Source organism: Pseudomonas sp. GP01-A4, from assembly GCF_058780865.1.
This window is the reverse complement of sequence record NZ_JBYSWF010000108.1, coordinates 1-15304: the sequence shown is the minus strand read 5'-3', so window position 1 is coordinate 15304 and position 15304 is coordinate 1. Positions and strand designations below refer to the sequence as shown.

Below are 15304 nucleotides of genomic sequence, written 5' to 3'. Positions count from 1 at the left end.
CGTGGGCTCGGAGATGTGTAAAACACACAGCGCCAACGCCGAAACCCGCATCGCCCCCGGATTACGCTCCGCCACCAGCGTCGTCACCAACGGCAACTGCAACGCCCGCAACACCAACACCGCCGCCGCCCCCACAATCACCCAATGACTACCAAACGCCCCCAACGCCAACGCACTGAGAAACGAAAACAGCAGCAACATCGACGTAGCACCAAACTGCTGCGCAGCACGCCCCCCCAGCGGACTCAGAAGCAACTCCGAAACATATCGCAGCGCCATCAACCCACCGGCAATCAATACCGCATTGCCACCCAGCAGCTTCTGCGCCTGAATCGACAGGCCAAAGATAAACAACCCATCCAGCGCCACCCCTTCGATAAACGACCAGGTCGCCACACTGTCAGGCAACTTGAACCGCCGCCCCGGCGTGCCATGCAAATTGTGACCCGCAGTCGGCAATCCCCGCGCCATCCACAACCCCACCAGGCAACACACCGCCAGAATCCAGAAGATCGGCCGCGGCCCCACCTGCAACGTCAGCCACCCACCCAACGGCAAGGCCAGCATCGGCCCCAGGGCAATCAACGCCCGCGACCGCCCCGCCCGCCGCGCCGCACCCTGCGGTTCAGAGGTGGCCAACACTTGAGTGGAAAGGTTCAACGCCGCAAAACACAGGCCCCAGACCAACCGCAGCCCGAGCAAGGCCGCAAACCCGGACAGCATCGAGTTGCCAAGGGCACACACCGCCGCCGCGCCGGCGGCAATGGAGCACGTCAGCCGATCACCGTTACGGGCGTAGAAATTCAGAACATGCTTGTAGCCGAAGATCCGCACCAGGCGGTTGGCCGCCAGCAGCACCCCGGCCTGGGCCAGGGTGATACCGAACGCCTGGGACTCCATCGGCAGCACCAGGTACAGCAACACGTCACTGGGCAGGCACAGGCCAAGGGTCAGCGCGGCACGGCGGGAGTGGGAATCAGCACTGCGTTGGGCCAGATCAGACATAAAAGCTGAAACATTCAGAATTATTTAGACGGCCACGGTAGCCGTCTACCTCAAGGTTTTACAAGGCCCAAATAATTAAACCTTGGCGCCGTCCTGCATCAGGCGCAACCCGCTGGCCACCGCGCCCACCAGGGCAAACCCGCAGCCCAGCCACAACGCGTACTGCGGGCCGCTGCTCAGGGACAGGTGGAAACACAACGCCACCAACGAAGCGCCGAGTGTCTGCCCCATCAACCGCGACGTGGCGACGATCCCGCTGGCTCCCCCGCTGCGGGCAATCGGTGCGCTGGTCATGATCGCCTTGAGGTTGGGCGACTGGAAAAAACCGAACCCGGCGCCACACAGGGCCATGCGCCAACCGATATCGAAGGTCGAGGCGTCGTTGCCCAGGGTCGCCAGCGCGGCCATGCCCGCGCTCAACATCACCAGGCCGATGCCGCACAACAACGCCAGGGAGATACGGTCCGCCAGGCGCCCGGCAATCAGCGCCATCACCGCGACCACCGCCGGCCACGGCGTCATCAGGAAACCGGTGGCCACCTGGCTGTGCCCCAACACCGTTTGCAACAGGAACGGCAGCGACACAAACGCCAGCCCCTGGGCGCTGAACGCGCAAATCGCGGTGAGGGCCGACAAGGTGAACAGCGGGCGCTTGAACAGATCCACCGCAAGCATCGGCGCCGGGTGCCCGGCCTGACGGCGGATCAGCAACAGCCCGCACAGCAGCGCCACGGCGATCAGCCCCAGCGTCAACACCGCCTGCGCACCGTGCACCGCCGAGCCCAGGCCCAGCACCAGCAGGGCAAACAACCCGGCGCAGAGAATTGCCGCCAGCCGGTCGAAGGCATGCCCGGTGATCGGGATCACCGGAATCGCCCGCACCCCGAGCCACAAGGCCAATGCCCCAAGGGGCAGGTTGATCAGGTACAACCAGTGCCAGGTAGCCACCGATAGAATCGCCGACGCCGCCGTCGGCCCCAGGGTAAAGGCCAGCCCCACCACCAATGAGTTATACCCCAGCCCTCGGCCGAGGATTTTTGCCGGGTAGATATGCCGCAGCAGCGCAATGTTGACGCTCATGATTGCCGCAGCGCCCAGGCCCTGCACCACCCGGGCGGCAGTCAGCGTCGGCAGTGACCAGGCCAGCCCGCAAAACAGCGACGCCACCACAAACACCAGCAAGCCGCCGAGGAACACCCGGCGGTGGCCGACCACATCACTCAGGGACGCAAAGGGCAGTACCGCGGCAATGGTCGCCAACTGGTAGGCATTGACCACCCAGATCACCGAAGCGGAGTCGGTGCCAATCCCTTCGGCCAGGGTCGGCAACGCGGTGTTGACGATGGCCGTGTCGAGGGTCGCCATGCCGATCCCCAGGGAAATGGCGACAACCGCCGCTAGACGCTTATCACTGGGCAACCCATCAGCTACTGAAGACATGGACAATCCGCACACGTGGCAAAGGCGTCTAGATTACGGGCAGCGGCCTTTTTTTTCAGCGGGCAAATGCGCGGCTGTCCAAATATTCATGTTCAGGTGCGCCATTTGCCCATCTGCGCCATCTGCACCAGCACCTCGGCCAGGGCGGGCTGCGGCGCGCTGTTGACGGTGACCAATGCCACGCAACGGCTTGGCCGCAAGGTCGCCGCGGCGGTGGCAGCGCGGCCGCCGAGATCGAACCCGCCGAGCACCGCCTCGGGGATGTGCAAGGCGTTCATCAAGTCCAGCACGTCCTGGCCGAGCACCACTTCCTGAGTGCTGGCGGGTGCCGCCTTGTCCAGCGGCGTGGTAGTGCCATGGCCACGCAGGTACGGGGCAACTACCCGAAAGCCCCGGGCGGCCAGGTAGGGTGCGACCTCGGCGAAGCGCTCCAGGTCGCCGTCCGCGCCATGCAGCAAAATGATCGGCCTGCCCTCTTCCGGGCCGGCCTCGTAGTAGCCGATATCCAGCAGGTCGGTGCTGACCTGGCGGATCGTCCAACGGGCGGGCGTCGCCATGACCGGCAGTGACAACGCCACTGAAGCAATGGCGCTGGAAATCAGAAAGCGACGGCGATTGAAAAAAGACATAGGTTTATAGCTCCGAAAAATGCGACACAGAAAGGTCTTCAACGACCCCCACAATCAACTCGCTGCCGATCCAGCCGGCCAACAGCTCACCGGCTTTCGCGACGCCCTGCTCTTCCCCCAGGCGCGCTACCAGAAACTCGCACAACCCGGCAAAACTGCCGTCGCCTTGCAGGTGCACCAAGGCCTGGAACTCCAGCGCATCGACCTGGCGCAAGCGCGAGGTGAACTGGCGGCGCCACACCAGCAGCCCACCGGCCTCGGCCAGCATCAGCGCCTCGGGCGCCGGGGTTTGCTGCCACAATGCCGACCAGATCGCCTCGGCGTTGGTGGTCAGCCCATGGCAGCGCAGCGACGGCGTGAGTTGCAGGCGTGCCGTGTCCCAATCCACCGACGCCAGCACGTCCATGGGCAACGGGCTGGCATCGGCGGCGACAAACGCTTCATTGAGCGACGACTCGATCCAGGCCAGTTCATGCACGTCGGGATTGTTGGGGAACAGTTCGCCCAGGGTCAGGTGAAAACCCTCGGGATAGACGTCCAGGGTCCAGGCATGGGGCGGATGCCGGTCGATATGGCTGACGCACGCGGCCAGGAACGCCTCGTCCCCGACCCAGCGCCGCAGGTTGGGAAACGCCTGTTCCAGGCAACCCACCAATTGCGCGCGGTAGTTGTTCTGATACACCGCCAGTCCCGCGGCCTTGTTACCCAACATCTCGGCCGACTGCTCCGAGGCACTCACCAGCCAGGTATGAAAAGCCTGCTGCCATTGCGCGAGATTCATGAGCGCACCTGCGCACGCTTGTAGGCCTCGGAGGCACCGAGCATGCGGGCGATCGACAGCTCCTCCAGCAGCTCTGCCAGGGGCGGGATCTCGTCATCGCGCTCGATCATCGTGGCGACCGGGCCGAGCAACGCAACGGCCTTGGCATACAAGTCCCAGACGCCGTCACACACCGGGCTGTCGTGGCTGTCGATCAGCAAATCGCGGCCCTGGCTATGGCCGGCCAGGTGAATTTGCCGGACCCGCTCGGCCGGAATCCCGTCGAGAAACCCGAGAGCGTCAAAGCCATGGTTGCTGGCGCTGACAAACACATTATTGACGTCCAGCAACAGCTCGCAGCCGGTGCGCCGGGACATGGCGGCGATGAATTCCCACTCGCTCATGGACGCGCCATCAAAGGCCAGGTAGCTGGACGGGTTTTCAAACAGCATCGTGCGGCCCAACACTTCTTGAGCCAGGTCGATATTGGCGCAGACCCGGTCCAGTGCCTCATGGGTGTAAGGCACCGGCAGCAGATCATGGGAGTTGAAGGCCCCACTGCGGGACCAGCTCAAGTGGTCGGACACAAACAGCGGTTCGATCTCGTCCACCAGCGACTTGAGGCGTTTCAGGTAATCGCGATCGAGGCCCTCGGCCGTGCCGATCGACATCGACACCCCGTGCAGCGCCACCGGATACCGCTCGCGAATCTGGCGCAGGATGTGCCGGGGCTGGCCGCCCGCGACCATGAAATTCTCGGAGATCACTTCAACGAAATCCACCGCCACCGGGTTCTCCAGGAACTCGCTGTAGTGTTCCTTGCGCAGCCCCAGGCCATAGCCTGGAAAACGCGGGTTGGGTGTCGGCATCATGTGGTCTCCGTTGCATAAATAGGCGGCGGGCCCAACCTGGGCCCGCCGGGGTGTTACTTCGGTTCGGTAGTGGTGCCGCCCAGCTTCAGGCACTCGGACGGGGTCTTGACGACAACGCCCTGGCCCTTGCAGCTGTTGAGGCCCTTGCAATCGTTCTTGGCCGTGGCGCACAGGCTTTCGCCCTTGCAGTTGTTCACGCCGTAGCAGCGACCCGGCTGTTCCGGCTGGTCGGCGGCGCTGGCGGCGGCCGCGAAGGAAGCGGACGCCATGGCGATCAGGGCGGCAGCAGTGGCAAGGCTCAAGCGGGATTTGATGGATGTGCTCATGGGTATTACTCCTCGGGGTGGGGTTTATTTGATGACGGATGCCGCGTCTTCGATGACCTTCGCCACAGCCTCGGGCTGGGAGATGTACACCGAGTGGCTGGCCTTGATTTCAGTGACTTTCGAGCCGGCGCGCTTGTACATCCAGCGCTGCAGATCGGGGCTCAGGGCACGGTCTTCGGTGGACACCACGGCGTAGGTCGGCTTCTTGTGCCAGGCCGCGGCCCACACGGTGCCGCCGAACAGCGCGGTGGTGGCCGGCACCTGGGAGGCGGCCATGAAGTCGGTGCGGTTGGTGGTCAGGTCGGCAGCAAAGTCGGCATTGAACTTGGTGCGATCAAAGAACAGATGCCCGTCGCGGGTCTGCATCACGTCATTGCTCGGCGCCGGCATCGACGACAGCAGCTGGCTCATGTTCTCGCCGACTTCCGGTTGCAGGGCCGAGACATAGACCATCGACTTGACCTTGTCGCGGTCACCGGCAATCGAGATCACCCCGCCGCCGGAGCTGTGACCCACCAGCACCACCGGGCCGACCTGCTGCTCCAGCACTTCGCGGGCCTCGGCCACGTCGGCGGCGAGGCTTTCATGGCCCTGATGCACCACGGTGACCTTGTAGCCCTTGTGGATCAGGATGTCGTGCACCACTCGCCAGCCGGAGCCGTCGACAAAGGAACCGGGCACGATCACCACGCTTTTACCGGTGCCCGGCTGGGGCTTGGCTGCATCGGCGGCCGAGGCCACCAACGGTGTAGCGAGTGCCATGGCGATCGCCAGGGAAGAAAGAATACGCATGCGACTCTCCACAGGCCTTGGGGCCTGATCATTGTTGTGAAAGGGTTAACGGCGTTGGCCGGACAGCACGCGGTCCACTGACCAGGCCCCGCCGCCATACGCCAGCAGCGGCAGCAACAGCCCGGCCCAGGTCAGGTGGGTCGGCCAGGCGTCGGGGTATACGAACACCTCGATCACCAGGGTCATGCCCAACAGCGCGGCAGCCGCCGGGCGGGTCAGCAGGCCCAGCACCAGCAACAGCGGGAACAGATGCTCGGCGTAGGTCGCCAGGTGCGCTGCCCAGTCCGGCGGCACCAGCGGCAAGGCGTATTCCGAGCGAAACAAGGTGTAGGTCGACGGCTTGAGCTGCAGGAAACCGGTCACCTTGGTGCGGCCCGAGAGGAAAAACACCGAAGCGATCCCGAGGCGGGCCACCAGCAACAGCAGCGCCTCAGGTAGCACACGCTTGAGCACCGCAGGGGCCAGGGCAATCATGGTTGTTCCGTCAGGCTGCCGAAGCCTTTGGGGGTTTTGATCTGGGTGCAGGTGCCTTTGTCCACCAGCACCCAGGCGTTGCCCTGGTAATCCGCCTTGGCGGTGCCGGCGCAGGAAGTCCCGGCACCGGCGGCGCAATCGTTGGCACCGGCGAGGGACACGCCGAAGCATTTTTCCTGAGGCTTGGCATCCTCGGCATGGGCGGTGGCGGCGAAGGCACCGAGGGACAGTGCGAGGGTGGCGGCAAGGGCTGCGTAATGGCGCTTCATTGTTGAATCTCCTGGCTTGACTGAATGTGGCCAGGGCGCTTGTGCGGTGAGTGACCGCCTGCGCCATCTGGTAGACAGATTTAAAGCCAGGCGTGTATCCCGTCTGTGTCGCGTTCCCTCCTTCTATTCATGCCGGTGTATCAGGTGGGTGCTGATACACAGTCTGATACACAGCCAAAAAAACCACGCCAAACCACCGCCGTTTTATTCGGCATCCCGAACGACACAATTAGAAATATTCGCCTTTCCGAACACCCACCTTCCCCCGCTTTCGACGACCTCAAAAATCCCCATAAATTTCATACGGTTGTTGTCATCTTTGTTACATGCCAACTGGCATACATTCTGCTACATCAGGTTTTCTAGTAATAAAATGTTTCTAAATTGAAACAGTCTCATCGCCTGAAACCCAACGGCCCCGCGCCCTATAACAACGTCCATGCCCCAAAGGAGGGGGACAACTCTCACCTTTTTGATCGACTTCAACTCTCCAAGCCTGCTGCCGCACGTAAGCACCCAAAAGGGCGAATGGCCTGATCGCCAATAACAAGCCCGACTACAAAAAAGGACAAATTGATGAGTTCGAGCAAATACCCCGCAGTGTCCTTCACGGACCTCGTCCCCCAGGCCCCGGACCACACCGAGAATGCAATCGGTTTTGGCCCCTTTCTCTTGTTGGCGCGCCAGCATGTATTGCTGCGCAACGGCGAGCCGGTGACCCTCGGCAGCCGCGCCTTGTACTTGCTGATCGCCCTCGCCAGTCGGGCTGGCGAGTTGCTGGAAAAGTCCGAGCTGATCTCTTTCGCCTGGCCCAAAGTGGTGGTGGAGGAATGCAACCTGCGCGCGCAGATCGTTGCGCTGCGCCGGGCGCTGGGGGATGACGGCAACTTCAGCTACATCGTCACCGTGCCAGGCCGGGGTTATCGGTTTGTCGCGCCGGTGACGATGCAGGCGGTGGGTGAAGGCGCTATGACCCAGGCCCTGCTGCCCGCCCCGACAGTAGAGGCACCGAACCTGCAACCGGCGCCCACCACGGTGATTGGCCGCGAACAGCTGATCCTGAGCCTGGCCGACCAGGTACTGAGCCAGCGTTTCGTGACCATCACCGGCCCCGGCGGCATCGGCAAGACCACCGTGGCCCTGGCCGTGGCGCAGCTGCTGCAGGGCCGCTTTCACCAGGGCATGTGCTTCGTCGACCTGGCCCCCGCCACCAGCGGCCAATGGGTGGCCGGCATGCTCGCCAACGCGCTGGGCATTCAAAGCGTAAGTGACGAGCCCTTGCAAAGCGTGGCCTCGATGCTCGCCAACAGCCCGTTGCTGCTGGTGCTCGACAACTGCGAGCACGTGCTGCAAGCCACCGCCGACGTCGTCGAAGTGCTGCTGCGCTGCGCGCCCCAGTGCTGCGTGCTGACCACCAGCCGCGAACCGCTGCGGGCCGAAGGCGAACGGGTGCACGACCTCGCACCGCTGCTGGTGCCGGACGAAGACGTGAACTTGAGTGCCGAGCAAGCCATGACCTGGTCGGGCATCGCGTTGTTCATCGAACGGGTCAAGGCCCTCGACCCCGCCTTCGTGTTCAAGGACACCGACGTCGCCGCCGCCAGCGCCATCTGTCGCAAGCTCGATAGCAACGCCCTGGCCATCGAAATCGCCGCAGCGCGGGTCCGCACCTTTGGCATCCAGGACCTGGTGGGGTTGCTCGACGGCAGCTTCCGCCTGCAAATGACCGGCCGGCGCACCGCCCTCGCCCGCCACCGTTCACTGAGCGCGACCCTGGACTGGACCTACTCGATGCTCACCGGCGACGAACAGGCCATGTTGCGCCAACTGGCGGTGTTCACCGGTTCTTTTACCCTGGACGCGGTCAAGGCCATGACCGCCAGCAGCACCCTCGATGCCCGCAATGCCCTGCCCTTGCTGGAAAGCCTGATGGACAAGTCGCTGCTGATCGCCGGTGAATCGCAGTTGCTCAAGCGCTACCGCCTGCTGGAAACCACCCGCGCCTACGCCCTGGAGAAGCTCAACGAACACGGCGAAGCCGATGCCACCCGCCAGCGTCATGCACTGTATGCGCTGGGCGTATTGCAGGAAGCCGGGCAGACCCTCGACGGGCTTTCTCCCGAGACCTGGATCGGCCTCTACGGCCCGGAAATCAACACCATCCGCACCGCGCTGGAGTGGGCCTTTTCAGCCTCGGGCGACCTGCCCACCGGCATCGAACTGACCCTGGGCGGTGTGCCGCTGTGGCTGCGCCTGTCGCTGGTCAGCGAGTGCCGCACCTGGGTCGACAAAGGCCTGGCCAGCGCCGCCACCACCCCGCTGCCGCTGCGCCAGCGCATGCTGTTGCAAACCGCCCTGGCCAGCGTGCTGATGCTCACCTATGGCACCGGCGGGCCAATGCGCGAAGCCTGGCGCCAGGTGCGTGAAGACGCCCGCGACCTGGGCGATGCCGAGCACAAGCTGCGGGCGCTGTGGGGCCTGTGGAGTGACCGCTGCGGCTGCAACCAGTACGCCGAAGCACTGGAATTGGCCGAGCGCTACATCAGCCTGAGCCACAGCGGCAACCAGCAACTGCTGGGTAAACGCATGCGCGCGCTGGCGTTGTTTCACATGGGCGACCTGGCCGGCGCCCGACAGAATATCGACGAGGCACTGGGGTCACCGTCAGCGCCGCGCTCGCATATTATCGACGTGCATTTTGACCAGCGCATCGCCGCCCGCTGCCTCAAGGCACAGGTGCAGTTGCTGGAAGGCGATGTCGACCCGGCGCTGCGCCTGATCGGCAGTTGCGTCGATGAAGCCATCACCCTCGATCACCCCGCGACCCTCTGGTACACCCTGTGCCTGGGGGCAATTCCCCTGGCGCTGTTGGCGTCCAACCTGCCCAAGGTGCGGTACTACCTGGGCTTGCTGCAAGACAGCACGACCCAGCAGGACCTGCACATCTGGCGTCAGTTTCGGCTGTGCTTCGAGAGCATCCTGCTGATCCGCCAGGGGTCGCCCGAAGAAGGCGTGCCGTTGCTGGGTGAGGCCTTGCATCACCTGCATGGCCAAGGCGATAGCCAGCTTTATAGCTTGCTGCGTTGTGAATACGCCCTGGGGCTGGCGCGGCTGGGCCTGGAGAAACTGGCGCTGGAGGTATTGGAAGACACCCTGCAATTGGCGCTGGGCCGGCATGAGCGCTGGTTCGTGCCGCAGATGTTGCGGATCAAGGCGCAGCTGATTCTGCGCCAGGCCCAGTACGGGTCGGTGGACAAGGCCAAGGTGTTGCTGCGCCAGGCGTGGGTGGATGCGCAACTGGCCGGGGCGCATTTCTGGCGGGCGCAGATTGCCAGTGACCTGGCCAGGTTGCAGGAACCGAAGATGCGGATTGCTTCGTTGCCAAGGTTTCAACACCGGTAGAGGCTGCCGGCATGTAACGGTAAAAAGGGGACGGTAAAAAGGGGACAGATTTATTTTATAAATAAATCTGTCCCCTTTTCGCTCTTTTTGAACTCCGGCAGCCGCGCTATTGATCCGCCGCATAAATGACGGTTTGCGCACTGTCGGGTGCAGCGGGTCGGCGGGTGAAGTAGGTGTCGCCTTCATCCGTATGAATCTCATATTCAAACTTGCTGGTCGCGCGGCCCGTGGCGATGGCGTGCTTGATGATCTTCAGCACCCGCTGGAATTTCACACTTTGGGTGCCGTTCTGGCTGGGCCCGGTGAGCACGTTGACGCTTTGAAACCAGCCGTCGTTCTTCTTGTTCGCCACCAGGGCGCCGGTCATGGCTTCAAACCGCTCCAGCCGGGTAAAGCCCCACAATGTCTGCTCTTCCACGGTTTGGCCGAGGGCCGCAGAGCCGGTAAACACGAACAGGTTGATCGCCGGGCTGTCTTCACAGAAGAAATCGTAAGGCACCAGGCCGTCGACCATTTTCTTGCCGGCCACGAAGCCTTTTTTATGCACCTGAAACATCGCCACCTCCACGCCAATGGCGTCACTGAACATCAGCTCACGCAGAGGAAAAGTCTAAAGGCGCAGGGCGTACAGGGCGGTCAAGCCAATGTAATATCGTGTAAAGATCCCACCCGAGGCAGGATGATTTCCACGCTCAACCCGCCGGACGGCTCGTTGTGCGCCTCGATGGTGCCGCCATGCATTTCCACGGACCTCAAGGCGATCGCCAGGCCCAGTCCGAAACCGGCATCGGTGTCATGCGGGCCACGTTCGAAAGGCTCGAAAATACTCCGCAACCGCAGGTTTTCAACGCCCGGACCCTGATCGGTGATCAATACCCGCAGCCAACGGGTGTCGGGGCTGACCTCCGCCGAAACCCGCACCGTGGTATCAGGCTGCGTGTAGCGCACGGCATTTCGAATGACATTTTCGAAACACCGATACAGCAGCTCGCCGCTGGCCCGACTGACAAAGTCCGGACACGCCTGCAAGCTGACACTACAGCCTTTGATACCCGCCTCGAACTGGGCATCCTCGACAATCACGGCCAGCAATTCGACGATATCCACCGGCTCGCGCTCGATGCTTTCGGGACGGCCCTGCACACGCGCCAGGGTCAGCAGCGCCTCGATCAGCGTGTCCATGCGCGCCGATTCACGCAGGATGCGCCCGAGCATTTCCTGGCGTACCGGGTCTTGCTGCAACAGCCCGATGGCCACTTGCAGGCGCGTCAACGGTGAGCGCAGTTCATGGGAGATGTCGTGCAACAACTGTTGCTGGGCTTCCACCAGCAGCTTGAGCTGGTTGGCCATGCGGTCGCAGTCTTCGGCCAGGTCGACGATTTCATCACGGCGCTTGCCCATCATCGGCCGCACCCGGGTTTCGAAGCGGCCCAGCGCAACGTCGCCCATCGCCCGCCGCAGATAAGCCAGCGGCCACGCCAGGTAGTAGGCCATGTACCCACTGAACAGCGCGCTCATCAGCGTGCCGATGATCAGCGGGATCCAGTGGCCCAGGCGCCCGGGTTCGTGGGGAGGATGGGAAGACCTGAGGGACAGCGTGGCCCCGTCCTTGCTGATCAGCGACTTTTCATAAGCCACCTGCGAGACCGGCGTGCCGGCCAGCAATTGACCGGCACTGTCATAAACGCCAATGGCTTGGCCGTGGGGTGGCTGCCACACCGCCAGGAGCTGGCGGCCCGACTCGACACCGTACTGTTCCAGCAACTGTTCTTCGCTGGCCAGGATCGCATCCAGATGGTGATCCCCCGGGCCAAGGCTGCCCGCCACGAGAATGCTCAACCCCACCAGGAACGTCAGGCTGGTGGCCAGCCAAAAGGCCAGGAACAGTTTCCAGAACAGCCGGCTGGGTTTCATCATTCGGCGATCAACAGGTAACCGAGGCCACGCACGCTCTGGATCCAGGCCTTGGCATCCGGGCGCGGGCCCAACTTCTGGCGAATGCTGCTGATATGCACGTCGATGCGCCGGTCATAGCGGGTCAACGGGCAGCCCAGGGCATTGAGCGACAGGTCCTTTTTGCTCACCACCTGGCCGGCGCACCGGGCCAGCACTTCAAGCAGGCTGAATTCGGTACTGGTCAGCCCCAGTGCGCAGCCTTTCCAGAGGGCCTGGCGCTTGCCGGGCCAGAGCACCAGGGCGCCGGTCTTGATCACGTCAGCGGCCGGCGGGTCCACGGGCTGCACCCGGCGCATGATCGCGCGCAGCCGCGCCACCAGCTCACCCGGGGAACTGGGCTTGGGCACATAATCGTCCGCGCCGAGTTCCAGCCCGGTGATCCGGTCGATGTTGTCGCCCCGGGCCGTGAGCAACACCACCGGCACCTGGCTGCTGGCCCGGATACGCCGGAGCACCTCGATGCCCGAGAGCCTGGGCAGCATCACGTCCAGCACCACAATGCTGTAGCGCCCCGACAACGCCTCAACTTCACCCTCCTCGCCGGTGTGCACGCAGGTCGCCTCAAAGCCTTCATGCTCCAGGTATTGGCCCAGCATTTCAGTCAGTTCCTGGTCATCGTCGACTAGCAATACGCGGATCATGGCGAGCTCGTGAAAGGGTACCCCCACAGTATCGCCCAGCCTCATCGCCCCGGGGCCAACCTTTACCTAACTTGACACTTGGTTAACCGCACCAAACCCGCGCCGCTCTTATGCTTGCCGTCCACCCGTCTGGCCGCGTTGTGGTGACCCGTCTGCGGCGAGTCATCCCGGCGCGCTTGCGCTGCTTGTCGATGTGTTCTGGAAAAGATCTTGATGAATTTTTCGCGCCTGCTCTGCTCGGTTGCGCTGCTGCTCAATGTCACACTTGCACACGCTGAAGCCTTCAAAATCTCGGATATCCGTATCAACGGTCTGCAACGGGTCTCGGCGGGCAGCGTGTTTGGTGCCTTGCCCCTGAACGTGGGGGACGAGGCGGATGACCGACGGCTGGTGGATTCCACCCGTGCGTTGTTCAAGACCGGCTTCTTCCAGGACATCCAATTGAGCCGCGACGGCACGGTGCTGATCATCAATGTGGTCGAGCGCCCATCGGTGTCCAGCATCGAGTTCGAAGGCAACAAGGCCATCTCCACCGAAGACCTGCTCAAGGGCATGAAGCAGTCGGGCCTGGCCGAGGGCGAGATCTTCCAGCGCGCCACCCTGGAAGGCATGCGCAACGAACTGCAGCGCCAGTACGTGGCCCAGGGTCGCTATTCGGCCACGGTCGACACCGAAGTGCTGCCGCAGCCGCGTAACCGCGTGGGCCTGAAGGTCAAGATCGACGAAGGCTCCGTGGCCGCGATCCAGCACATCAACGTGGTGGGCAACCACGTGTTTACCGACAAGGAACTGATCGGCACGTTCACCCTCAAGACCAGCAACTGGCTGTCGTTCTTCACCAACGATGACAAGTACGCCCGTGAAAAACTCACCGGGGACCTGGAACGCCTGCGCTCCTATTACCTGGACCGTGGTTATATCAACATGGACATCACCTCGACCCAGGTGTCCATCACCCCGGACAAGAAGCACGTCTATATCACCGTCAACATCAACGAAGGCGAGAAATACACGGTGCGTGACGTGAAGCTCAGCGGCGACTTGAAAGTGCCCCAGGACCAGCTTGAAGCCCTGTTGCTGGTGCAGAAAGGCCAGGTGTTCTCGCGCAAGCTGATGACCACCACCTCGGACCTGATCACCCGGCGCCTGGGTAACGACGGCTACACCTTCGCCAACGTCAACGGCATGCCCACGCCCCACGATGAAGACCACAGCGTGGACATCGTGTTTGCGGTCGACCCGGGCAAACGGGCCTATGTGAACCGCATCAACTTCCGTGGCAACACCAAGACCGACGACCAGGTGCTGCGCCGGGAAATGCGCCAGATGGAAGGTGGCTGGGCGTCGACCTACCTGATCGACCAGTCCAAGGTTCGCCTTGAGCGCCTGGGCTTCTTCAAGGAGGTCAACGTCGAAACCCCAGCCGTGGCGGGGGTCGACGACCAGCTTGATGTGAACTACGCGGTCGAAGAACAAGCGTCCGGCTCGATTACCGCCAGCGTCGGTTTTGCCCAGGATGCCGGGCTGATCCTTGGCGGTTCGATCACCCAGAACAACTTCCTGGGCACCGGAGATTATGCCAGCCTGGGCCTGACCCGCTCGCAGTACCAGAGCAAGTACAACATTGGCTTTACCAACCCCTACTTCACGCCGGACGGGGTGAGCCTGGGCTATAACGCGTTCTACAGTGCCACCGATTACAACAACTACTACGACGATGGCAGCGGTGTTTCCTACTACTCCATCAACAGTTACGGCCTGGGGGCCACACTCGGCTACCCGATCAATGAAACCTCGCGGTTGAGTTTCGGCCTGACGGTGCAACACGACAGTATCGACCCGGGCATCTACAGCTCTGATGAGATTTACGATTTTCTTCAGCGCGAAGGCAGTGAGTTCACCAACTTCAAGGCCAACCTTGGGTGGTCGGAGTCGACGTTGAACAAAGGCGTGATGCCGACCCGTGGTTACTCGCAGAACCTGAACCTGACGGTGACGCTTCCGGGCAGTGACTTGAGTTTCTACAAACTCGATTATTCCGGGCAGACATTTGTGCCGATCACCAATTCGACGACGCTGCGTTTGCATACCAAGCTCGGTTACGCCAACGGGTACGGCTCGACGGACGGCCTGCCGTTTTATGAAAACTACACGGCCGGGGGTGAAGGTTCGGTGCGCGGGTTTGAAAGCGGCACGCTTGGGCCGCGCAGTACGCCGGCGACCGGGGCGTATGCCAGTGCGGGCCAGCAGTACTACAGCGACCGCAGTCCTGAGGCGTTGGGGGGCAACATCCTGATTACCGGGGGGGCGGAATATCTGTTTCCGATGCCGTTCCTTAAAGATAATAAGTCGGTGCGTACGTCTGTGTTCTGGGATGTGGGTAACGTTTATTCGGACAAGTGTGCCCTCAGTACTACCCAGGGTTGTAATGGGGTTGACCTGAGTCAGCTGGGTGCATCTGTGGGGGTTGGGGCTACGTGGTACAGCCCGTTGGGGCCGTTGAGTATCAACCTGGCGTTGCCGGTTCGTACGCCGGAGAATGCGACCAAGCAGGTGTTCCAGTTCTCCATGGGGCAGAATTTCTGATCTGCCTGGGTACATATCCGTTTTTGCGGTTATGGCCGCTATTGGTTCCGCTCTTACAGCGGCTCACTTTTGAAAAGCGCAAAAGTAAGCAAAACGCTCTTGCCCCACCACTCGGCACCTCGCTTAGGCTCGGTGTGCCCTCACTCCGGCTT

14 protein-coding genes are annotated in these 15304 nt (G+C 62.6%); 2 read left to right on the top strand and 12 right to left on the bottom strand.

Features of this window, described 5'->3' with window-relative positions; all coding sequences use genetic code 11:
- The 9 genes from AC3WKX_RS32665 to AC3WKX_RS32625 all read right to left on the bottom strand — a co-directional run.
- Positions 1-1005, bottom strand: a 1005-nt coding sequence (locus tag AC3WKX_RS32665; protein ID WP_102665797.1) for an MFS transporter, incomplete at its 3' end; no start/stop codon positions are given.
- A 75-nt stretch (positions 1006-1080) separates the two neighbouring features.
- A complete protein-coding gene (locus tag AC3WKX_RS32660; RefSeq protein WP_102606436.1) occupies positions 1081-2445 on the bottom strand; it encodes an MFS transporter in 1365 nt (454 codons plus the stop codon).
- A gap of 92 nt (positions 2446-2537) precedes the next feature.
- Positions 2538-3074 (bottom strand): alpha/beta fold hydrolase, encoded by a 537-nt coding sequence (locus AC3WKX_RS32655; protein WP_102368641.1) that lies wholly within the window; start codon positions 3072-3074, stop codon positions 2538-2540.
- Between the two features lie 4 nt (positions 3075-3078).
- Positions 3079-3855, bottom strand: a complete 777-nt coding sequence (locus AC3WKX_RS32650) for an HvfC/BufC N-terminal domain-containing protein (protein WP_102368640.1) — start codon at positions 3853-3855, stop codon at positions 3079-3081.
- Positions 3852-4703 (bottom strand): MNIO family bufferin maturase, encoded by an 852-nt coding sequence (bufB, locus tag AC3WKX_RS32645; protein WP_102606438.1) that lies wholly within the window; start codon positions 4701-4703, stop codon positions 3852-3854. The genes AC3WKX_RS32650 and bufB overlap by 4 nt, the downstream gene beginning before the upstream one ends.
- Before the next feature lie 56 nt (positions 4704-4759).
- Complete coding sequence (bufA2, locus tag AC3WKX_RS32640; protein WP_003211275.1) at positions 4760-5032, bottom strand: BufA2 family periplasmic bufferin-type metallophore; 273 nt, start codon at positions 5030-5032, stop codon at positions 4760-4762.
- Between the two features lie 24 nt (positions 5033-5056).
- Positions 5057-5824: an alpha/beta fold hydrolase gene (locus AC3WKX_RS32635; RefSeq protein ID WP_003211274.1), complete on the bottom strand. Its 768-nt coding sequence runs from the start codon at positions 5822-5824 to the stop codon at positions 5057-5059.
- A 45-nt stretch (positions 5825-5869) separates the two neighbouring features.
- Complete coding sequence (locus tag AC3WKX_RS32630; RefSeq protein WP_102606435.1) at positions 5870-6298, bottom strand: DoxX family protein; 429 nt, start codon at positions 6296-6298, stop codon at positions 5870-5872.
- Entirely contained in the window at positions 6295-6567 is a 273-nt protein-coding gene (locus AC3WKX_RS32625) for a BufA1 family periplasmic bufferin-type metallophore (protein ID WP_003211270.1), read from the bottom strand. Before AC3WKX_RS32625 ends, AC3WKX_RS32630 begins: the two co-directional genes overlap by 4 nt.
- Before the next feature lie 576 nt (positions 6568-7143).
- Here AC3WKX_RS32625 and AC3WKX_RS32620 point away from each other — a divergent pair.
- Entirely contained in the window at positions 7144-9969 is a 2826-nt protein-coding gene (locus AC3WKX_RS32620) for an ATP-binding protein (protein WP_102606434.1), read from the top strand.
- 106 nt (positions 9970-10075) lie between these two features.
- Here the strand turns inward: AC3WKX_RS32620 and AC3WKX_RS32615 are convergent, their stop codons facing one another.
- From AC3WKX_RS32615 to AC3WKX_RS32605, 3 genes are all read right to left on the bottom strand, one after another.
- Positions 10076-10525: a hypothetical protein gene (locus tag AC3WKX_RS32615; RefSeq protein ID WP_032898575.1), complete on the bottom strand. Its 450-nt coding sequence runs from the start codon at positions 10523-10525 to the stop codon at positions 10076-10078.
- 80 nt (positions 10526-10605) lie between these two features.
- A complete protein-coding gene (locus AC3WKX_RS32610; RefSeq protein WP_102606514.1) occupies positions 10606-11886 on the bottom strand; it encodes a sensor histidine kinase in 1281 nt (426 codons plus the stop codon).
- Positions 11883-12566 carry a response regulator transcription factor gene (locus tag AC3WKX_RS32605; protein WP_003211262.1) on the bottom strand — a complete coding sequence of 228 codons (684 nt, stop codon included), beginning with the start codon at positions 12564-12566 and terminating at the stop codon, positions 11883-11885. Before AC3WKX_RS32605 ends, AC3WKX_RS32610 begins: the two co-directional genes overlap by 4 nt.
- A gap of 213 nt (positions 12567-12779) precedes the next feature.
- On the opposite strand from AC3WKX_RS32605, the gene bamA reads away from it, so the two are divergent.
- On the top strand, positions 12780-15152 hold the full coding sequence (gene bamA, locus AC3WKX_RS32600) for an outer membrane protein assembly factor BamA (protein WP_102368638.1): 2373 nt from the start codon (positions 12780-12782) through the stop codon (positions 15150-15152).
- Positions 15153-15304 lie beyond the last annotated feature (152 nt).